The 19,903-nt window shown below is 37.0% G+C and carries 20 protein-coding genes; 8 read left to right on the top strand and 12 right to left on the bottom strand.

From position 1 onward, the window contains the following. Positions 1–50: 50 nt before the first annotated feature. The gene (locus CDOM16188_RS09385) at positions 51–1,118 is read right to left on the bottom strand and encodes a hypothetical protein (protein ID WP_172201685.1); all 1,068 of its coding nucleotides are present in this window, start codon (positions 1,116–1,118) and stop codon (positions 51–53) included. Between the two features lie 2 nt (positions 1,119–1,120). Next, positions 1,121–2,152, bottom strand: a complete 1,032-nt coding sequence (locus CDOM16188_RS09380; RefSeq protein WP_172201683.1) for a hypothetical protein — start codon at positions 2,150–2,152, stop codon at positions 1,121–1,123. A gap of 93 nt (positions 2,153–2,245) precedes the next feature. Here CDOM16188_RS09380 and CDOM16188_RS09375 point away from each other — a divergent pair, with 93 nt between their 5' ends. Beyond that, a complete protein-coding gene (locus tag CDOM16188_RS09375) occupies positions 2,246–2,968 on the top strand; it encodes an ankyrin repeat domain-containing protein (protein ID WP_172201681.1) in 723 nt (240 codons plus the stop codon). A gap of 60 nt (positions 2,969–3,028) precedes the next feature. Here CDOM16188_RS09375 and CDOM16188_RS09370 read toward each other — a convergent pair whose 3' ends face one another. The 9 genes from CDOM16188_RS09370 to CDOM16188_RS09330 form a co-directional block, all read right to left on the bottom strand. Then, the gene (locus CDOM16188_RS09370; RefSeq protein WP_172201679.1) at positions 3,029–3,577 is read right to left on the bottom strand and encodes a hypothetical protein; all 549 of its coding nucleotides are present in this window, start codon (positions 3,575–3,577) and stop codon (positions 3,029–3,031) included. 2 nt (positions 3,578–3,579) lie between these two features. Then, entirely contained in the window at positions 3,580–4,251 is a 672-nt protein-coding gene (locus CDOM16188_RS09365; RefSeq protein ID WP_172201658.1) for a GNA1162 family protein, read from the bottom strand. Beyond that, entirely contained in the window at positions 4,241–4,612 is a 372-nt protein-coding gene (locus CDOM16188_RS09360; protein ID WP_172201656.1) for a DUF4810 domain-containing protein, read from the bottom strand. Before CDOM16188_RS09360 ends, CDOM16188_RS09365 begins: the two co-directional genes overlap by 11 nt. A 9-nt stretch (positions 4,613–4,621) precedes the next feature. After that, positions 4,622–5,293 (bottom strand): CsgG/HfaB family protein, encoded by a 672-nt coding sequence (locus CDOM16188_RS09355; protein WP_169942181.1) that lies wholly within the window; start codon positions 5,291–5,293, stop codon positions 4,622–4,624. Between the two features lie 81 nt (positions 5,294–5,374). Then, entirely contained in the window at positions 5,375–6,862 is a 1,488-nt protein-coding gene (locus tag CDOM16188_RS09350) for a DUF1266 domain-containing protein (RefSeq protein ID WP_172201654.1), read from the bottom strand. Further along, positions 6,859–8,361, bottom strand: coding sequence for a DUF1266 domain-containing protein (locus CDOM16188_RS09345; protein WP_172201652.1), 1,503 nt, complete (start codon positions 8,359–8,361; stop codon positions 6,859–6,861). The genes CDOM16188_RS09350 and CDOM16188_RS09345 overlap by 4 nt, the downstream gene beginning before the upstream one ends. A gap of 9 nt (positions 8,362–8,370) precedes the next feature. Further along, entirely contained in the window at positions 8,371–9,534 is a 1,164-nt protein-coding gene (xseA, locus tag CDOM16188_RS09340; protein WP_172201650.1) for an exodeoxyribonuclease VII large subunit, read from the bottom strand. Next, positions 9,528–10,244: a bifunctional demethylmenaquinone methyltransferase/2-methoxy-6-polyprenyl-1,4-benzoquinol methylase UbiE gene (gene ubiE / locus CDOM16188_RS09335; protein ID WP_172201648.1), complete on the bottom strand. Its 717-nt coding sequence runs from the start codon at positions 10,242–10,244 to the stop codon at positions 9,528–9,530. The genes xseA and ubiE overlap by 7 nt, the downstream gene beginning before the upstream one ends. A 10-nt stretch (positions 10,245–10,254) precedes the next feature. Then, on the bottom strand, positions 10,255–11,682 hold the full coding sequence (locus CDOM16188_RS09330) for a CHAD domain-containing protein (protein ID WP_172201646.1): 1,428 nt from the start codon (positions 11,680–11,682) through the stop codon (positions 10,255–10,257). A gap of 143 nt (positions 11,683–11,825) precedes the next feature. Between CDOM16188_RS09330 and serC the strand changes: the two genes are divergently transcribed. Further along, positions 11,826–12,905 carry a phosphoserine transaminase gene (serC, locus tag CDOM16188_RS09325; protein WP_172201644.1) on the top strand — a complete coding sequence of 360 codons (1,080 nt, stop codon included), beginning with the start codon at positions 11,826–11,828 and terminating at the stop codon, positions 12,903–12,905. A 201-nt stretch (positions 12,906–13,106) separates the two neighbouring features. Continuing rightward, positions 13,107–13,745: a Crp/Fnr family transcriptional regulator gene (locus CDOM16188_RS09320; protein ID WP_172201642.1), complete on the top strand. Its 639-nt coding sequence runs from the start codon at positions 13,107–13,109 to the stop codon at positions 13,743–13,745. Positions 13,746–14,290: 545 nt separating this feature from the next. On the opposite strand, the gene CDOM16188_RS09315 is transcribed toward CDOM16188_RS09320, so the two are convergent. Beyond that, on the bottom strand, positions 14,291–15,022 hold the full coding sequence (locus tag CDOM16188_RS09315; RefSeq protein ID WP_172201640.1) for a LexA family transcriptional regulator: 732 nt from the start codon (positions 15,020–15,022) through the stop codon (positions 14,291–14,293). Positions 15,023–15,176: 154 nt separating this feature from the next. Between CDOM16188_RS09315 and CDOM16188_RS09310 the strand changes: the two genes are divergently transcribed. The 5 genes from CDOM16188_RS09310 (at position 15,177) to CDOM16188_RS09290 (ending at position 19,826) form a co-directional block, all read left to right on the top strand. Continuing rightward, positions 15,177–15,416, top strand: a complete 240-nt coding sequence (locus tag CDOM16188_RS09310; RefSeq protein ID WP_172201638.1) for a hypothetical protein — start codon at positions 15,177–15,179, stop codon at positions 15,414–15,416. Positions 15,417–15,805: 389 nt separating this feature from the next. Continuing rightward, a complete protein-coding gene (locus CDOM16188_RS09305) occupies positions 15,806–15,973 on the top strand; it encodes a hypothetical protein (protein ID WP_172201636.1) in 168 nt (55 codons plus the stop codon). Position 15,974: 1 nt separating this feature from the next. Continuing rightward, positions 15,975–18,701: a DDE-type integrase/transposase/recombinase gene (locus CDOM16188_RS09300; protein ID WP_172201634.1), complete on the top strand. Its 2,727-nt coding sequence runs from the start codon at positions 15,975–15,977 to the stop codon at positions 18,699–18,701. Positions 18,702–18,765: 64 nt separating this feature from the next. Beyond that, a complete protein-coding gene (locus CDOM16188_RS09295; RefSeq protein WP_172201632.1) occupies positions 18,766–19,629 on the top strand; it encodes an AAA family ATPase in 864 nt (287 codons plus the stop codon). A gap of 2 nt (positions 19,630–19,631) precedes the next feature. Beyond that, positions 19,632–19,826: a sigma factor-like helix-turn-helix DNA-binding protein gene (locus CDOM16188_RS09290; RefSeq protein ID WP_172201630.1), complete on the top strand. Its 195-nt coding sequence runs from the start codon at positions 19,632–19,634 to the stop codon at positions 19,824–19,826. Positions 19,827–19,903 lie beyond the last annotated feature (77 nt).

Below are 19,903 nucleotides of genomic sequence, written 5' to 3'. Positions count from 1 at the left end.
ACCTTTAATTTTTAAGACGGCGTTAAAATTTCTTGATTTATCTTAAAAAATCAAAATTCGTGGATATTTAAATTTAAAAACTCCGCCAGCTTTAAAATTCTATCTTTATCCTCTTTCTTGCAAACAAAGAAGCAATACCCCTCTAAGCTATCTTTACTCGGATTTACGTTTAGTATCGTGTGGTCTGAAATTTCTTCCAGCTTTAAAGCTATCTTGTGAGGCTCTAGGATATCGCTTTTGCTGATTTTAAGCTCATTGCCCGTTGTTTTCTTTATGTATCTTTTAAGCCCTGAAATATCTATCTCCCAATGGCTTTCAAAGCTTTTAAGCGTGTCTTTTAAGATAAAGTTATAGATTAGAAATTCCCGGCTTGGAGTATGGTTTTCGTACCCTTGCCATAAAATGCCTTTTTCTATTAAAATTTTCGCGCACTTTTGGGGTTTATTTTGAGCCAAGAAAAATCTTTTTATAAATTCCGCTTCGTTTTTAGCACTCATCTGAGCCAGATTTGCAAATTCGCTAAGAGCGTCTTGGGTGCTTAAATTTATATCCTCGGTTTCATCTGTACTTAAATTTAGCCTTTTGTGGATGAAATTTACAGCTTTTATGAACACTTCTATGTATTTTTTCTCTTGCTCGTTCTTTAAATCTTCGCCCAAGAGCCTGCAGTCTCTCATCTCAAAAAACAAATCTCCCGTAGTAGGCGACTTGATGAGTATCTTAAAGCCCTCGTTACCCTCGTCATCTTCAAACGGTAAGCAGATGAAGGCGATATCTTCTAAGCGCAGATATTTTTTCATATCAAGCTTTATCACCGGCTTTACACACACTCCTATAACGGTAAAAGCACAGCCTTCACCGCTATCAATCCGCTCTTTTGAAGGAGGAATTAGCTTGGCGTTTTGCATAAGTTTTGCAAGCGGTTCGTATAGGTTGTTAAATTTAGCTCTTTTTAATGCGTTTTGCGCCTCGTCATCATGTAAAAATTCCTGCGGATAAAAATAATAATCAACCGTTACGTCTGCGGCAAAAGGCGATTTGTCAAAGCTTATAGTCGTAGCCTCGTTCTCGTTTAAATATCTCTCTATGTCTTTAAATTTCTCAACTGCGTTTTTCAATTTTAAAATCCCTTAATGTCAAATCCAAGCATTCGTCCAAGATCTACGATCTTTTCTTTATGATCTTTTTTGCATACAAAAACACAGATGCTATCCATCTGCGTATCAATCTCAATCAGCGAAAATTCCGACCTTTTTTCAAGCCTATCTGCAACATCAAAAAGCTCCATATCCTCACTTAAGCGCAACCTTTTGCCCGTAAATTTAAATATATAAGCGCTTAAATCCTTCGTGTCAAATTTCCAATCGTCCTCATAGGCTTCAAGCATCGGTGCAAGTAAAAAACTATAAAATAGCTCTTTTTCACTAAGAGTTTCATCAGGATCGGCATAACCCTGCTCGGCAAGCTCGGCGCTGCAAATTTCAGGCTCAAGAAGCACTTTGTAGAAGCAACTTTTAAACTCCTCTTTGTCTTTTACTTCGCATAAATTCATAAATTCGCTCAAAGCCTCATCGGTAGTTAAATTTAAAAGCTCGTCATTAACCACTATGCCAAGTCTTTTGCAGATAAATTTAATCGCTTTGCTAAGTGTATTAAGGTAGATTTGATCCTCTTTATCCTCGCTATTTGGATCTAAAATCCTACTTTCTTTCATATCTAAAAATATATTTTCGTTTGGCTCTGATTTGAGTAAAATTTTATAATCCTCTTCGCTTTCTCCATAGGGAATAACGAAAAATAACAGCTTTTCATTAGCGTATAACTTTTTTAATTTATTTGATATAGCCGGATAATGATAAAAGCTAATCATCAAAAATACATCGTTGTAGTCGTCGCTTAATTCCTCTTTTGGTATTGCGTTAAAGCCTGCTTTGCTCATAAATTCCTTAAGCGGTGTATAAGTGTCGGTGTAACCCGCTTTTGATAAGAAGTGATTTGTAAGCCCTTTGGTCGCGTAAGATATGCTAAAAGGATAGAAAAACTGCCAAACTTTCATATAGCTGCCGCCAAAGGGAGGGTTTGCAAAATGACCTCCCGAAAGCTCTTCTTGGATTAAATCTATGATATCGGGTATATATTGTAACTCTTTCATAACGACCTTTTTAAAATTTTAACTATTTTATTGGAATAGCGTTAATAATAAATCGTAAATTCTCTGATAAAATTCGCACTTCAAGGAGTAAAAATGCAAAAAAATTTTAAAATTTTAGCCGCTGTTTTGGCTATTTGTTCGGTTTTTGGCGTGGCTAATGCAAAGGATGCGGATCTTAGTAAATTTCGCTTTAGCTTAGAAGAGATGCAAGATATCGCAAGCCCTACAAAGCTTAAATGGAGGATATTTTACAAAGAGGCTTCAAGCGGGAAAGATGCCGAGTGGTTTGATGCCGTAAAGCAAGGAAATTTGCAAAAAGTTAAGCAGATGGTTGCTAGCGGTCAGGATATCGAGGCGAAAGACAGCGCAAGCCTTGATCAAACGGCGCTTGGCTGGGCTGCGTTTATCGGATATGAGGATATGGTTGATTATCTCATAGCGCAAGGCGCTGATGTCTTTGCAACCGACAGGGGCGATGTTTATAACTCTTTAAAGTCAGCTGTTTTAGGTAAAAATCTTAACATCGTTCGTAAAATTCAAGCCAAAATAGAGGAAAAGACAGGCAAGAAAGTTGATTTTAACGATCAGACCGTAGAGAGTGACGCAGAGACGCTTTTAATCGTAGCCGCAAGCAATAACCGCATAGAGATAGCAAAGTATCTTATATCTCAGGGCGCAAACGTAAATTTGGTGGCAACTCCAAAGGATCAAAGCGCACTATCCTTTGCTTGCGATAATAATCATCCCGAGATGGTTAAGCTTCTTATAGAAAACGGAGCGATAAATCACCGCACAGGCAAGCCAAGCTGCAAATAACTTTAAAAGGAGCGCTTGCTCCTTTTAATTTATATTTTAAGACGAATTTGCGTCATCTTTTTAGCGAATTTCTAATTCTTCGCAGATAAAATTTGCAGCCTCGTTAAAAATTTCAAAATATTTTTTATCTGTTTCATCGCTATTTTTTAGCAGCCTACAAGACTTCATCTCCAAAAACAGCCTTCCGGTTGATGGCGATGAGATGAGGAGACTAAAATCTCTTTGATTTTGGCTATTTATAAAAGGCACGCAGATAAAGGTTATCTTTTCTTCATTAAAATATTTTTTAAAACTCTCTTTTATCGGCGGAGATACTTTTAAATTTATAAAGCAAAATACCCAGTTGTTTTCACTATCCATCTCATGTTCGGGCGGAGGCGTTATATTTGCCGTTTTCATCATATCTCTAAGCGGTATGTAGAGCTTTTGATAGCCGGCTTGTTTCAAAGAGGCTTCTATGGTGTCGTTAGTAGCCTCTTTTGCGTCGTGAGGATAGTAGTAGTATCTTAAAGCTATATCGGTTTTTAAAGGCGAATTTTCAAAATAGAGACTTGCTAAGTGATTTTTTAGCAAGTACTCCTCTATCGTGATAAAATTTTTAACTTCCATGGCTACTTTGTAAGCTGGCTATCTTTGCCATAATAGGGCGAATACGGTCCATAAAGCAAGCAGTCGTAGCAGTCTTGAGCAAATAAAATTCTATCCGCCCTAGCCGATAACTCATAGCTAACATCGCTTAAAGTGTCGGCTATCTGTTTTATCAGCGCGTTTAAGAGCATGCTTGCTATATCGCTACTGCCTTGGGAGCTGTTTGTCGCCGATGCTGTTTTTTGCCACATGATATTTCCCGTATTTGTATCAACCAGCTTTGCTTCAACAGATACTTTAGTAACGCTATCAAACACCATATAAGTTGAGCCATACTCTTTGATATTTATATAAAGAACGCTATCGGCACCGAAAATTTGCTTTAGCTTATTTACTGAAATTTGATGAATTTCGCTTGGCTCGTAAACCCCGTTAAATTTAAACGTGTCATTTACCAATGAAGGGTCAAATACGTAATACCCGGCTTCGCTTAGAGGAAATATCGCATTTGCAAGCACTGCCGAGGATGCTTTTATCTCGGTTGATTCGTTTGTGGGCATTAATACCAGTATCGATCTTGGCTTGGTTTGTAAAAATGCGGAGTAGTCATACTGCGGTCTAGGATCGCTTGCGCATGCCGAAAAAAGAATCGCAAATAAACCCAAAATAAGAGTTGATCTAAATTTATTTACCATTTTTGCGACCTTTTTTTAGCTTTTGTTGTTTTAAAAACTCAATATAAGCTCTTGATTCTGGGAAAATTTCAGCCTCTTTTTCAAGATACATGCTTGCTTTTTGATCGTTGCCTATGTTTGAGTATAAAAGACCAATGTGAGCTAGCAGTCCGGGCGGTATCTTGCGCCCTGAAGCGTATGAGTACTCAACCGTTTCTTCAAGCTCGTCTATATGCTTATAAAAATCGCTCGTTTCGTTTAAATAATCATACGTCGAAGCCGTATAAGAGCCGTTCCAATAATAAATTTGCCTTGGGGTGCTAGATGCGCAGCCTGCAAAAAGCAACGCAAAAAGCACGGGCAATATGATTTTAGTGTTCAAATTTTAGCCTTATTTTGCTGTCCAAGCGCCGCTTTCAAGCCCTGCGACAAGGTTGTTTACCGCTTCTATTATGGCTAGACTTAAAACTTTACCGTTTAGCGTAGAGTCATATCCCGCCGTTCCGCCAAATCCTATAACTTCTCTGTTTGATAGCGCGTATTCTCCCGCACCCTGAGACGAATAGACAACCTCGGAAGTTTCAACCTCAACTACGTTTAAATTTACCTTTGCGTATGCGGTTTGAGTCTTACCTTTGCCAAGGATTCCAAACAGCTGATGATCGCCTGTAGTTTTTCTACCAAATTCGGTTACGTCGCCGGTGATAACGTATTTAGCGCCTTTTAAATTTTGCGCTTTTTTGTTTATGTTGCTCTCTTGTTTGATGGCCTTCATATTTGTTCTATCCATCACGGAAAATCTACCGGTTTGTTGCAGATTGCTTACTAAAATAGTTTGGGCTTGATTGCCTAATCTATCTTCTCCGTCGCCGAAAATTCCGTTTTGATAAGAGGATTGGTTGTTAAACCTGCCTATTGATATCGCTACTTTTGTGCCGCCATAGTATGTATTTACGGTATTTACTTTTGGAGTTTCAACCACTCTTGAGCTCTCTTTTGCACAACCGGCCAGCAGTGCTATCATAGCTCCTGCGGCTATAAATTTCAAGCCTGTTTTTAGCATGTTTTTCCTTTTGTTTATAAATTTTTATAATGATAACTAATTAAGATAACAAACAGATAAATTTACAACCGTATTTTATCTTTAAGATTTTGTAATAGTCTTTAGCTTGTTAAATGCAAGCCAGAGTGCTTCTATTTCATCTTTAAAGATTAAATCGTTCTTGTCATCTTCTACTCCTAGTTTTTTGCCTGTCAGCTTTTCATACTCGTTGGTGTATATCTCAAAATAGTCGTTTTGATTAACGAAGCAGCGAATTTCTCTAGTAAAATGCGTCTTAATCTTAAAATCAGCCTCGTTTAGCGCAACTCTTTTAAGCTTTTTAAACATCAGCATTCCGCTTAGTATATAAACGGCTTTATTTGTGATAAGCCAGCTTTTGCCGCTTAAATTTACCATAATCGGAAATTCGTCGCTTTGCAATAAAATTTTAGCCTTTTTTATGAATGTATCTGCGCTAGCGTAGAAGTTAAGTTCAAGCTCGTCTCGCGGAGTAAAGATTAAATTTTTATCGGGGATTGATATAAGAGTCTCCACCCTATACTCTTTTAGGATATTGTAGAAATTCTCGTAAAATAGATCAAGCGTTTGAGTAAAAATTTCAAAGCTAAATCCGTGTTTTTTGGTATCTTGCTTTAGATTATCAAGAAGAGAGTTCATCTCATCAAGCTTCTTTTGATTTTTGTTTTTGTCTATATGCTTGCTTAAAATTTCATTTAGTTTAGCTCGCTCGGTTTCCAGGTTATCAGCCCAAATTCCGCTTTCTTTAAACATATCGTAAGGCGAATTTAGCGCGACGTAAAGAGCTTTTATACGCTCGTTTATATCTTTTATGAAGTCCGTTTTATAATTGCTATAGCTTAAATTCATAAACGCCGAACCGAGTAAAAAGCTTGCCATAAATTCGCCAAATCCGCTAAAAATTTGAGTTATTAAATTCATATAAAAATTATATTGCTCGAAGTATTCTTTTTCGTCTATGAAATTTGCCGCGTAGCTGTAACTTAGGATTTGAAGCACTCTGGCATAATCAAATGCGCTAATGCTCGTGCGCTCACAAAGAGTAAAAAGCTCGCTTGTTTGATTGCAGAAATTTACAAATTTAGGAACTAAATTTCGCTCACCTTCGCCTAAACCGAAAAAGCCCTTGCTAAAGCTTTCAAATCTCTCTTTGTAAGCTTTAAAATCCTCATCGCTAAAGTTTATAAGATAAATTTTAAGCGCCTCTTTTAAGCTGCTCTCATTTAGGTATCTAAGCGCAAATTCAGCCCAAGTCATATCCGTAAGTTTGTCGCTAAATTCTTTATACGCCCCATAAAGCAGACGGACTAAAACCCCTTCAAATTCCGAGCCGTCATGGTGCATGATCGCCTGATACATGCTATTTTTATCGGTTATATCGTAAAATTCCTGCAATACTTGCTTGATCTCTTGCAGATTTTTTGGGTGATTGAAATCCACAAGGCTAAAAATCCGCTCCTTTGCAAGCTCTTTTGAGATGAAAATCCTGTCTATGTCGCTTACTTTGTAAATAACTTGAAATATATTGCCCGCTATAAAATCTTTTTTCACAAATTTTCTCCTGAAGTTTCCGCGGTTTTCTTAAGCTCGTTTATTGCTAAATTTAGCGATGAAATTTCATTGTCAAAAAAGTCTTTATGCTTTACGACTTTAAGCGGCTTTTTGCAGGTTAAATTTAAATATTCTTTGATACTTATACAAAAATACTCTTTGTCGTTTAAATAGCAGTGAATTTCATCAGGATAGGCGAATTTTACCTCGCAACTTATCTCTTGCAGGTTAAATTTTTTAAGCTTTTTAAAGAGTACTCCGCTGTAAATATAGACGGATTGGTTGGTTATTAACGTCTTTTTAGGAGCTAAGATAAGAATGACGGGAAATTCTTTGTTGCTAAATTTAAACCCTGTTTCATCCATAAAAATTTTAACTTCTTTGTATAAGGAATGCTCCAGCTCAAGCATTTTTATAGGTGTTATTACGCCGTTATTTTTTGATTCAAGCATAAATTCGATGCGAGAGTTTTTAAGAGTGCCGTAAAAACACTTGTAATAAATTTCCGTCGCTTGTTGCAAGTGTTTAAATTCCAAACCGCATTTTTGTGTCTCTTTTTCAAGCCAATTTAGGATATTTTGGGTGTATTCCTTATCGTTTTTCTCTTCTTTAAAATCGGCGTATTTATCAAGCAGATTTAAAATGTTTATCTTTGCTTTGTCAAAATTCTGCGTCCAAATTCCGCTTGCATCAAAGACGTCGTAAGCCGAGTTTAGTAACCTATGAAAGGCGTTTATTTGATCGTAGCTTTCTTTGATGTAATCAATCTCGCCCTCGTCAAAAAATCTAAACGCGCCTCCAAGAACGCAGCTGGCGATAAACTCGTCCCAACCGCTAAATATCTTTTGCACTTTTTCTGCGTAAAAGTTCATCAGCTCACAAAATTCGCTCTCGTTGATGTAACCCACCGCAAAGCTATCAGATATGATTTCAAAAATTTTTGAGAGTTCATAGCCTCTGTTGCCCACGTTTTTACAAAGCGCATAAATTTCACTTGTCTGCTTGCAAAATTTCACAAATTTAGGCACGTCGTTTTCGTCGTCTTCTTCGCCGCTAACGCCAAAAAACGACTTTGCAAAATAAGCAAAATTCTCTTTATGAAGCTCAAATTTTCTATAAGAAAAGTTAGTTTGAACCGATTTTAAAGCGTTTTTTAGATACTCGTCCGTAAGATACGTGCTCATAAACTCTTCGCAAGTCATACTTTCAAGTCTCTCACCAAGCTCCTCGTAAGCTTTATACAAAAGATCTAAGATGATATTGTAGTAACAAGCATAGCTAATGACCTCATCTATACCGGTATAGACGCTATCTTTGCTCGTTACTTTGTGAGTTTCTTTTAGGTTTTGCCTCAGTTCTTGCAAGAAAGACGGGTGGTTTGAGCTTGTGAAACTAAAAAACTGATCTACAAAAAGCTCTTTGGACAAGAAGGCTCTATCAAGGTGATTTGTTCTTTGTGTAGCCTGAAAGACGTTTTGAGGGATAAATTTTAGATTCATTTTTATCGTTTATAAAATTTTTGCTTTTTTGGTCGTTTGAACCGAACTTAAAACGACCTCATCGCCTGATTGCAAATCGGCTAGACTTATTGTTTTTCCGTCCTTTTGAACTCTGACAAATGATGAAATTTGCTCGAAAAACGCCTCTTGTTGGACGTAGCTTCTTTGTAGAGTTAAAATTTTGTTTTCGAATTTAAGAAATTTTGTGCCGATTGCATTTTTTAAATTTGATCTAAAATTAATTAAAATTTGCTCTTTGTGGGCGATTTTTTGCTCTAAACTTGCTTGAGAAAATTTAGTTTGCAAATTTTTTAATAGATTTTCTTTACGCTCAAGTGCCAGCTCAAACGCTCTTTGAAGGCTTTGGCTCATCATATCGATTGTTTGAAAAATTTCTTCTTTATTCGGCATTAGCGAATTTATCGCAGCGCTTGGAGTAGGCGCTCTAAAATCAGCCGCAAAATCGCTTATAACGTAGTCTATCTCGTGTCCGATTGCGCTTATGATAGGGGTTGTCGCAGCATAAATTTCACGCGCTAAATTTTCATCGTTAAAGCACCACAAGTCCTCTCTGCTGCCCCCGCCTCTAGCCAAAATAATCACATCAAGCGCGCTTGCCTCGGCTCTTTTTAAAGCTTTTATAAGGGCTGCGGGAGCATTTTCGCCTTGTGTGAGCGAGTCAAATATATAAATTTCACTAAGATGCCAGCGCTCGTTTATGAGCCTAAGCATATCTTGAAGCGCTGCTGAGGTGCGCGAAGTGATGATGCCTACTTTGCGCGGAAATTTAGGAAGCGATTTTTTGCGCGAAATTTCAAATAGCCCCTCTTGTTCAAGCTTTTCTTTAAGCTGCTTAAATGCAAGTTCAAGCTCTCCTTCGCCGCTTGGCTTGATGGAAGTTGCGATAAACTGATAGCTTCCGCTTGGGCTGTAGAGTGAAATTTTGCCGTAAAGAACGACCTTCATGCCGTCTTTGATTTCAAATTTCAGCTTTGCGTTGTTAAATTTATAAATTACCGCCGAGATCGAGGCTTTTTCGTCTTTAAGCGTGAAGTACCAGTGCCCTGAATTGTGCTTGGTAAGGCGCGAAATTTCGCCCTCAACCTCCACGTAAGAAAATGTAGTCTCAAGTAGGGTTTTTGCCTGCTCGTTTAGCTCGCTGACACTTAGCAATCTTTAAATTTCCTAGCTATAAAAAGTGTCGAGATATCCATCGAAAAGCCCTTGCAGACCTCTATCTCAAAGCCTGCCGCGCGCAGTTCATCAACGAAGCTTTGCTTGTCAAGGAAATTTTCTATCGAGCTTGGCAGATATTCGTAAGCCTCTTTGTTTTTTGAGATGAAGCCGCCGATTTTAGGTAAAATTTTGCTTAGATAAAAGTCTCTTACCTGTGTCGTCATGCCTTTTTTATTGCGCTTGGTAAATTCTAAAACCACCAAATAGCCGCCATTTTTTAGCACGCGGTTAAATTCCTTTAGCGCAAGCTCTCTTTCAACGACATTTCTTATGCCGTAACTGATGCTTAGCACATCTATGCCGGCGCTTTGTAGCGTAGTGTCCGTAGCGCTCGCTTCTATGAATTTAAAGCTTGGAAATTTCTGCTTTGCTACTTTTAGCATGCCGCTTGACGGATCAATGCCCGTTAGGCTGTTTATATTTACGTTAAAATCTTTTGCGATATTGTTCCAAAATCCCATCATATCGCCCGTGCCGCAAGCTACATCGGCTATATCTACGCTTTGATTTTTAAATTTTTCAAGCACGTTTTTGCAAGCTATCTTGCGCCATCTGATATCAATCCCTGCACTTAAAACCCTATTTGCAAGGTCATAAGTCGGAGCTATCTCGTTAAACATCTGAACTATTTTTTCTTGTTTTTGCATATATCTTTCTTTACATGTAATAAATTTTTAAATTTTTTGAAATTTTGCCTAAATTTCTCATAAATTTCGGTTTTTTATCTAAAATTTTATCTCTTAGTTTAAACATCTGTTTGTAAATTTTAGTTTTTAGTTTTGATGAAATTTCAATCGAATCTTTGCTGTTTTGTTCTAAATCTTTTAAAATTTCAAGCCAGATATCCCTATCTTGCAGATCGCCAAAAATTTCTTGTATCTCTTTTGCTCTTTGCTTGCACTTTTCAAGCGATTTTATCGCAAACATATCTATGAAAATTTCAAGAAGATATCTTAATCTTTTTATCTGAATTCTGGTGTTGTGAAAATGTAAATTTTCACATTCGTTGTTTAGGAGGGCAAGGGATTTTTGAAGTCTTAATATCTGTAGTCTAAGTGCGTATGCGACGACTTTTTTGATAGGCTTAGCATAGTCTTTTCCTTGATAAAAGTCGCTTTGCTCTTTTAAAAATATCTCCCAGTCTTTAAAGACTTCTTCGCTTTTTAGCGCATTTAGCATAGCCGTGATTTTTATATTTTCGGCCTCTTTTACTTCTTGGGCGAGTAAAATTAGCGGTTTGGTTCTTTTTTCTTCTTTTAAAAAGTCTAAAAATACGTCTACATCGCGTTTTTTATTTGTTGAGTTGGCTATGGTTTTGAAATTTTTATTGAAGTGATCTGATGTTTTTTTATCAAAAACCGAGCTTAAAAGCTTAAGCATTGAGCGGGTTTTGCGTAAATTTACACGAAACTGATGAAGCGCTTCTTCATCTTTTGTTTCAAGGTAGATTTGTCGATATTTTCTTATCTGTTTGTAAATTTGAAAAAACATAACCCTAGCGGCGTCAAAAGAGCGCAAGGAGCTTGGAAAAGCAAGTTTTAAATCGTGATTTTGATCTATTATTTTAAGGGTTGATTGTATGTCAAATTTGATTTCGGGCACGCCAAAAAGCGCCAATGATTTGTTTTTATAGCGCTCATCTTCGGTAATTTCTGATGTTATATATCTTGCTAAAAATTCAGGTATGGCGAAATTTTGAGCGTCATTTAGCGTTAAAAATTCAATCTCAAGCGTAGCAAGTCCCTCAAGAAATTCGTGATATATATCGATATTGCATGGAAGATTGTTGATCTTAAACTCAAAACGAGTCTTTTTAATCGGCATTCCTACGATCTCTTTAAGAGCGTCTTTGTAGCTTTTTTTATCGCTTGGAATTTCGCTCTCTTTGCGGACGAGTCCTTTGCCGATCTTTTGCGTTACGGTGAATTTGTCGCCCGATTTACGAAACCTTACCTCTTCAAGCTGTGTGATCTTCGTATAAAACTGAATTATCTCGTTAGAAGTTGCTAAGATACCGTCTTTTTCGAGGGTTTGTATAGCTGAAATTCCGTCTAATATAAATTTACGTTCAATCTCTAAAACCAAAATTCGCCCCTTTGGAAAGTAATAAATTGTATCAAAACATAGCTTAAAGTGTAAATTTTGAAAATTTAGTTTAAAAAACGGGATTAAAATTAATTTTTAACTCAAATTGTGCTAAATTTTAAAAAATTTTTAAAGGAGCTTTCGTGGATAGAAAAATAAATTTCAGCGCAGGACCTAGCGGGTTGCCTTTAAGCGTGCTGGAGCATGCTCAAAAAGAGCTGACCAGCTATCAAGGCAAAGGATATTCTATAATGGAAATAAGCCATAGAAGCAAGGTTTTTGAAGAGATTCATTTCGGTGCGATGGATAAGATAAAAAGGCTTTATGGTATAAACGATGATTATGAAATTTTGTTTTTGCAAGGCGGTGCAAGCTTGCAGTTTGCAATGATTCCCATGAATTTATGCAAAGGCGGCAAAGCCGAGTATGTAGATACGGGAGTTTGGACGAGTAAGGCGATCAAGGAAGCCAAAATACAAGGCATAAATTACGAAGTGATCGCAAGCTCAAAAGATACGAATTTCGACAGAATTCCCGAAAATATAAATTTCAGCGACGATGCGGATTATGCTTATATCTGCACGAACAATACAATCTACGGCACTCAGTATAAGAGCTTACCAAAGACAAAAGCGCCACTTGTGATTGACGCTTCAAGCGACTTTTTCTCTTATAAAATGGATTTTTCAAATATCGGCGTGCTCTACGGCGGAGCTCAGAAAAATGCCGGCCCAAGCGGCGTTACCGTAGTGATAATCAGAAAAGACCTGCTTGATAGAGCAGGCGAAAGTGTGCCTACGATGCTTAAATACAAAACTCACACCGACGCAAAATCGCTTTTTAATACGCCTCCGACATTTGGAATTTATCTACTAAATTTAACTCTTGGGTGGATCGAGTCTCAAGGCGGACTTGACGCGATAAAAGGCGTAAACGAGCAAAAAGCTTCGATTTTATATGAAGCCATTGATAATTCGGGTGGTTTTTACAAAGGACACTCTATCAAAAAAGATCGCTCCATAATGAATGTAAGCTACAATATCGCCTTAAATTCCGAGCTTGAGCCGGTGTTTGTAGCAGAAGCCGAAAAAGCGGGCATGATAGGTCTAAAAGGACACCGTCATCTTGGCGGAATTCGCGCCTCTATCTATAATGCCGTAAGCCTTGAAAACGTTAAAACTTTAGTTTCGTTTATGGGCGAATTCGCTAAGAAATTCGGCTAGAGATTATTCGCCCGCTATGGCTTTATATATTGTTTCAAGGGGCTTTGGCGGGTGAATTTGCTTTTAAATTACCAAGCGAGCTATCTTTGGCGTTAAATTAGCTTAAATTTATATTATTATAAATTTGACACTCCGGTTAAATATTGAAAATTTATTTTAGATTTTATAAAATCCAAAAAAAGCAAGAAAAGGCGGAAAATAATGCTTAAGGATATTCAGATATTTAGTTCGCTTGATGACGAACGTTTGCAAAAACTTGCCGATATAAGCATAATCAGAGGCTATAAGCGCGACGAAATACTATTTATCGAAGGCGAAACGCCAAAGTGGTTTTATATACTTTTAAAGGGGCGAGTTAAAATTTACAAAACCTTGCCAAACGGCAAAGAGCTGTTTGTGCATGAGTTTTTGCCGGGTTCGCCTGTGGCTAAATTTGCAAATTTCGACAACACTCCTTTCCCCGCTTCGGCTGTTTTTGTCGAGGATTCGGAAGTTTTGATGATAGACTTTGCTAAATTTAAGAAAAATTTTATGAATGATGTTAATGTCTGTATGGAGATCATCAGGTCGCTTTCGCAAAATTTTAGGATGATACAAGGACTTTTACACCGAGAAATAGCCCTTGGCGTGGAGGGTAAGATAGCTCTTTTTATCAGCGAATATCAAAATGAATTGCCGATGCAAAAGTACTCGCAAATCGCTCAAATGCTAAATACTACGCCTGAAACTTTTTCTCGTGTTATTACTAAATTTAAGAAAAACGGCTACATAGCAATAGACGCTAAAAAGAATATAACCATACTTGAACATGACAAGCTAAAAGAGCTTTATGAAGCTTAAATATCCGACCGTTTTGCTTGATAAATTATCCTTGCGTGGCTTAGTCTTGTATTTTTTATAATTAAAAAGAGATTTGATACGCTCTAAGGGCTATATAGGTTTTTTGGCAAGAATTTCAGCTAAAGCAACTTTAGCAAATTTAGAGAGTTAAAATTTTAGTTTTATTGTTGATATTTGCGAATATTGATTAGAATACTTTTTTAAATTTGGTGAGAAATTTATCCATAAATTTGCTTGGCGAAATTTGTGAAGTTACTCTACAGATATGCATACCAAAGTTAAGTATAGTTTAGGCGCATAATATTTTTACATACACCTTTTTCATATACTTTTTAATTCGTGTAAAGTTATCAACGGCTTATTTGTGTAAAATTTTGTAAGAATTCAAAGTGAGGAAAAATTTTAGGCAAGTGCCTAGATTTAGGGATTAAGAGCTATTTTGTTTAAAATCAAAGTGGCAAAAATTTATTTTACATTACTTTACAAAAGTTTTACGGAATTTTACACTTCCTTTTACAAGCTTTTAAAAGCCGTTTAAATGGGCTTTAAATCACACACCTCAATACTTTACCTATGATAGATACCTCAGCTTCATCATCAGTACCGATCTCGTAGCTTTCATAGTCTTTATTGATACTTTTGATATAAAGTACACCATTTGGCGACTTTTGGAGCAGCTTAACCATAAAGTTATTGCAATAGTTAACAATATATAGCCCGTCACCTGTAAATTTGGCTGTAACGTCAGCTATGACCCAACTATCGGGATATAGCATAGGTATCATGGAGTAACCATCTACACGCATACATCTTACATGATCGGTGTTTTTAGGACGAACCTTAAAAAGCATTTGGGAAAAAGGTACAAGTATATCGGTATCGTATATCTCTATGCCGTTTATTTCGACACTTTCGCCAGCTCCTACACTTGAGCTAAGCTGTCGTATATAAATTTGATCACTTTGTATTTGTTCTATTTCTGATTTTTTAAGGTTAGAGGGATTGACGGACAGATTTTTATGTGCATTTTGATTTTGACGGACATTTTTCTTAGGATTGACGGACAAATTGACGGACAAAAATTCATCCAAAAAATCAGATGGTGTAACATTAAAAGCCGATGCTATTTTTTTTAAATTTCCATAAGTAAAATTTTCAACAGATCCAGCTTCATACTTTTTTATTGTAGAAATTGATATGCCCGATTTTTCAGATAAATCATCTTGTGTCCATCCATAAAAATCTCGATATTCTTTCATCCTAGAGGAAAGTTCCATATTTTACTCCAAAATTAACAAAAAGTCTTGACAAGTTCCTTAAATTATACTATAATTTCAAAACAAACTAAGAAATCATAACCTATAAAAGGCAAAAGATTTCTTAAGCGGGTTCTTTTAAATTTCATTGTTAAATTTTTAAAAAGGAGCAAATATGCACGTAGAGATAAAAAGCGAGCGTATCAGCGAAATTTTAGGCGCATTAGGTCATATAGCAATGAGCGAGGATTTTTATGGGAAAAAGGCAATCGTTGATCTTATAATCTATAACCTATCTTATCACATGCAAGAGCGTAGCGAACATGGTTCTGAAAATTCTCTAAAATGTCGTGAGGCGAAATCCCAAATAGATCTTGAGCAGCTTGTGCAGCAAATGTCTTGTAAGGGATGTTAGAATTAAAAAATAACTTGTCAGTACTCTTTGAATGGATAAGATAAGCCTTTGTTAGAGCATATACCGCAGGAAATATTACAAGAATCTTTTCTTGCAAAGTCATATTCTTTAGCATATCTTCTCGTTGTTTTTGAGTCTTTTTAATGTAGGAAATCGCGTTTTTTAAGATTTCCTCTTTAAGAGGCTCTATTTGGAAATCTTTATTTTCTATAGACTTGACTACAACCGCGTCTAATTCCTCTAATACCTCTCTTGGGGTTTGAGTCAACATATCTCTTATGATGTCCTCAAATTTATTATAGTATAAAAGGGCTTTACGCATTGTAGATCCTTTTTGTAATATTATACATTAAAAATTTAGCAATGAAATTATAGTAAAGGAGTAATAAATGGCAAACAGAGTAAAACCGGTAGCAAAAGCGGTAAAGCAAAAACTAAAATACGATCTAAAAGATTATTGCGAGATGCGCGGACTTAGCCTAAGTAGCCTATATAAAGGTTATATCAGCCAAAAAACTAGAAAAGTGCTTGAAAAAGACGGGATAAAAGTAGCTTAATATGTGGGTAAATTCTAAAGAGGCTGCGGAGATTTTGGGCGTAAAATATGATGCCTTACAAAAAGCTACTAGAAGAGCTGAAAAGTGTGGTAAAAAAATTTGCTCTATAAAGTTCCATAAATTATACTTTTCATATATTGAGGGGCGTGGTGGAGCTTCAGGAAAAATACTTCAAATTTGGATAGATGACGAGATCATAAAACAATCAAAGAGCAATATAAATGAAAAAGAGGGATTTAATGGAGAGATTATAGAAAAATCGGCTAACGCCGAGCGCGATGCTTGTTTTGAGGAGTTTAGACGTGAAATTCAACCTGCCGATGTGCATGCGCTTAAGGACTCTGAGAGTGTTAAAGCCATAAGTGCAGCAACCGAGAGCATCGGCAGCTTAAATTTCATGAAAAAGGAAGGTAAAAATGCAAACGGTAGCGATAGAGAGGACACCTCTTGCAAAGCGGCAAGTGGAACGAAGCCAAGCAGCCGGATTGGCGCAGATGATGCAAAAAGAGGATCGATTAACTCAGGCGGAAGTAGCGAGGCAGTCAAAATTCCTGCATTTTGCAAAGAGTATGAGCAAAAAGGGCTTTGTGGTCAAGATAGCAGATCACGGGGTGTATGGATGGAGAGTGAAAGGAGCCTAGATGGACACACTATTCATAATCTGTATGACGATAATAGCGCTAGCGGTAATTTACTCTTAAATGAAGCGAAGTATAAAGGAGAAAATATAGATGAAACCGATAAAAAGAATGTTGTTAATATTTGTAGCCACTCCGATACTATTAGCGATAACATGTGTTCTACTGATAGCAAAGGGGAGCTATGGGATCCAAAAGTTCGAGGAGTGGTTTGGCAGACTGGACGAATGGGCGGAGAGATAGATAATGATGATAGCGATGGATTTGTTTCAAGCGGCAATGATTCTGGCAATCATGCTGTGGTTTATGCTTCAAACAATGTAGATAGCAAATTTGCAAGCGCAAGTGATAGAAAAAAAGAGCTTGCGCTTGTCAAAAAGATGATACTTGACGAGTGGACAAGAGCAAAAGGAAGGGTTAGAGAGGCTAGTTTTATTGAGTATATCAATGCTAAAAGGATATATCCAATAAAGCTAACCGCAAATAAGCTATATGCATGGCAAAGAGCTTATAAAAACGGCGGAATAGATGGGCTGATAGATGAACGCACCAACAATAAAGAGTGCGAAATAACCAAGCTTGGGCTAGAAGATATAACGATAAGGCTAATATATTCTCAGCGCGGGCGCATAAATTCTTACAACATATACAAAATGCTTAACTATCACGCAGTAAGCGAAGATCTAATAAGTCATGATGATTTTCTTGGCAAAAAAGATGAGATAGTAAGCTATGAGGTCGTAAATCGCTTCGTAAAAAACCACCTAAAATCAAATCCAATACTAAAAACTTTGATAGAAAAAGGTGAGGACGGCGCGATAAGCAAACATTTAACCGCGCTTGGACGCAGCAACTGGGCGGCTGATAGCATAAATCAAATAGTTGAGATAGACGCATCTCCGCTTGATGTAATATGCAATGCTAGCGATCTATGTAAAAAGATAGGTTTTGAGGCGGTTAATAATGTTTTTAAAGACAGAGAAGAGTTTGAGTCATTCGTAAGTGAGTGGCAAAAACGCTATACGATCATAGGACTCATAGATACATATAGCGGAGTAGCTAGTTTTCATGTATCAGATACTGAAAACAGCACAGCTATAGCAAGAGCTACAGCCAAATATATTCTAAGATACGGCAAACCTGCAACAATCAAAGGCGATAACGGAAAGGCATTTAAGTCAAAGGCAAATTTTAGCTTCCTTGGAAGTGTCGGAATAGAATATAAGGCGGTAAGGGCATACTCAGGATGGTTAAAACCGTATGTAGAAAAGAATTTTGGCGCTTTACAAAACGGACTGAGCGAGTGGCTAATGGGCTTTATAGGTCATGATATATCACAACGTCAGGCTATAGAGTTCTTTTTCTCTAAAAAAGAGAGAAGACTCAAAAAAGGCTACCTAACAAACCTAAAAGAGCTAAATACAATAGATGAAATAAGCTCTTTGATAGATGATTATGCGGAGAAATTCTTAAACAATCGCTATTTAGAAAGACTTGGCAAGACTTGTAGAGAGGCTTATAACGAGAAAAGTAGCGAAGCTATAACTATGAGCGAGCTTGAGCTAAGCTTGTATCTAGCCCAAAAAGAGAGCAAAAAAGTGCTTAAAAAGGGCATTAGTGTAGATGGCGTATGGTTTAGCAATCTAGCTATGTTTAATCACTCGCAAGTCTTGGTAAGGGCAAATTTAAACAACATAAAAGAGCAGTTTGTATTTGATGAAAAAGACAAATTTATAGGCGTGGCAACTCCTCTTGACTTGCAAAACGGCGAAAGTGTAGAAACTGCAAAAGCCGCTCAAAAGATAATTACACAAAGAATTAAAAAGATCAAAGATAAATCGGCAGCAGATAGAAAAGAGACAGAGAAATTTTTCGAGGAATACGTAAGAAATGTAGAAGCTTCAAAAGCTAATAAGCCTGAGATAAAGTCTGTCAACAAAGAGATAGAAAACCGCATGAAGCTAGATAGAAACATGAAAAGCAATGCTGAATTAAGCGATGAGTATATGCAGTATGCGGCAAAAAGCCAATCAAAACCGAAGATAAAAGGTTTTGAAGAGATGGCCGAAGCTAAGAGAAAGGCTATTTAAACAGCTTTAAACGCATTTAAAAAGTGCTTTTAAAAGTGTTTAAATCACATAAAAAGGAGTAAAAATGCAAGATGTTTGCGAAAAACTTGAATGTTTTTTGTCTAAAAATGAAACAAGTGCCAGTGCCTTAGCTCGTGCGCTTGGAGTAAGCCCTGCGATGATTAGTCAGTTTCGCAAAAAAGAGTATAAAGGCGACAGCGAAGCCATCGCCAAAAAAATAAATAATTACATTGACAATTATAACCAAAAGGCACAAATTTTACCAACCAAAAGTAGCGACATATTTGAGAGTAGCGATTACAAGCTCGCAAATTTCGTGATGGATGAAGCCGTAAGCGAAAAAGAGATAGCTCTCATATACGGCGAAGCAGGAACAGGCAAAACAACTATCTTGAAAGAATTTTGCGCCAAGCACTCAAACGCGGTTTTAATCGAAGCAACCGTACACACAAGTGCAAAGGTAATGCTTGAGGATATGTGTGAAGCTTTAAAAATAGATGCTCCAAGTAGCCTTAACGGCAAGCTAAAAGCAGCAGCAAAATTCCTAAAAAATAGTGACAAGATCATAGTAATAGATGAAGCGGAGCATTTGCCTTTAAGGGCTCTTGAGGATCTTCGCCGCATATATGACTTTAGCAGAACGCCACTAATATTGTGCGGCACAGAGATACTGCTAAAAAACTTAGTCGGTAAAAATAAAGAGCTAAAACAGCTATATAGCAGAATATGCGGCAAGTGGGTCATGAAAGGACTAAGTAAGGACGAATGTGAAAGCTTCTTTGGAGAGCATATTTACGAGTGGAGCAAAGGGAACTTTAGAAGCTCCGCAAAGCTATACAAGAAGGCTAAAAAATTAGCAGAATTTAACAACATTGAAATAGATAGCGAGATAGTAGAGCGCGCTACTAGCATGGTTGTATTGGGCTAACAATGACACACGCGGAAATATCTAAAATTCTTGGCATTAGCAGCGAGAGAGTGCGCCAAATAGAGCGCACTGCTATCGCAAAACTAATGCATCCAAAGAATAGAGGCGCGTGGAAAAACATAAAAGAAACTATAGTGATGATAGAGACCCAAAAAGCCAAAAGAGCCGCAGAAGGCACAATAGGAGAGATGAGATGATAAGAGGGATTATGGCGTATTACTCAAAGAAATTTTACGGAGTTAGTTCAGACGGTTTTATATTTGTAAAAGGGTGT

It is taken from the genome of Campylobacter sp. RM16188 (assembly GCF_012978795.1).
GTDB lineage: Bacteria > Campylobacterota > Campylobacteria > Campylobacterales > Campylobacteraceae > Campylobacter_A > Campylobacter_A canis.
Note: the sequence above shows the minus strand (reverse complement) of the source record. Positions and strands in the feature narration are given on the sequence as shown.

Bases quoted from the DNA above. Each gene is read 5' to 3' on its own strand.
- CDOM16188_RS09370 (WP_172201679.1), bottom strand. From the start codon at position 3,577: ATGGAAGTTAAAAATTTTATCACGATAGAGGAGTACTTGCTAAAAAAT.
- CDOM16188_RS09295 (WP_172201632.1), top strand. From the start codon at position 18,766: ATGCAAGATGTTTGCGAAAAACTTGAATGTTTTTTGTCTAAAAATGAA.
- CDOM16188_RS09315 (WP_172201640.1), bottom strand. From the start codon at position 15,022: ATGGAACTTTCCTCTAGGATGAAAGAATATCGAGATTTTTATGGATGG.
- ubiE (WP_172201648.1), bottom strand. From the start codon at position 10,244: ATGCAAAAACAAGAAAAAATAGTTCAGATGTTTAACGAGATAGCTCCG.
- CDOM16188_RS09355 (WP_169942181.1), bottom strand. From the start codon at position 5,293: ATGCTAAAAACAGGCTTGAAATTTATAGCCGCAGGAGCTATGATAGCA.
- CDOM16188_RS09305 (WP_172201636.1), top strand. From the start codon at position 15,806: ATGGCAAACAGAGTAAAACCGGTAGCAAAAGCGGTAAAGCAAAAACTA.
- CDOM16188_RS09310 (WP_172201638.1), top strand. From the start codon at position 15,177: ATGCACGTAGAGATAAAAAGCGAGCGTATCAGCGAAATTTTAGGCGCA.
- CDOM16188_RS09375 (WP_172201681.1), top strand. From the start codon at position 2,246: ATGCAAAAAAATTTTAAAATTTTAGCCGCTGTTTTGGCTATTTGTTCG.
- CDOM16188_RS09290 (WP_172201630.1), top strand. From the start codon at position 19,632: ATGACACACGCGGAAATATCTAAAATTCTTGGCATTAGCAGCGAGAGA.
- CDOM16188_RS09300 (WP_172201634.1), top strand. From the start codon at position 15,975: ATGTGGGTAAATTCTAAAGAGGCTGCGGAGATTTTGGGCGTAAAATAT.
- CDOM16188_RS09345 (WP_172201652.1), bottom strand. From the start codon at position 8,361: ATGAATCTAAAATTTATCCCTCAAAACGTCTTTCAGGCTACACAAAGA.
- CDOM16188_RS09380 (WP_172201683.1), bottom strand. From the start codon at position 2,152: ATGAAAGAGTTACAATATATACCCGATATCATAGATTTAATCCAAGAA.
- CDOM16188_RS09320 (WP_172201642.1), top strand. From the start codon at position 13,107: ATGCTTAAGGATATTCAGATATTTAGTTCGCTTGATGACGAACGTTTG.
- CDOM16188_RS09365 (WP_172201658.1), bottom strand. From the start codon at position 4,251: ATGGTAAATAAATTTAGATCAACTCTTATTTTGGGTTTATTTGCGATT.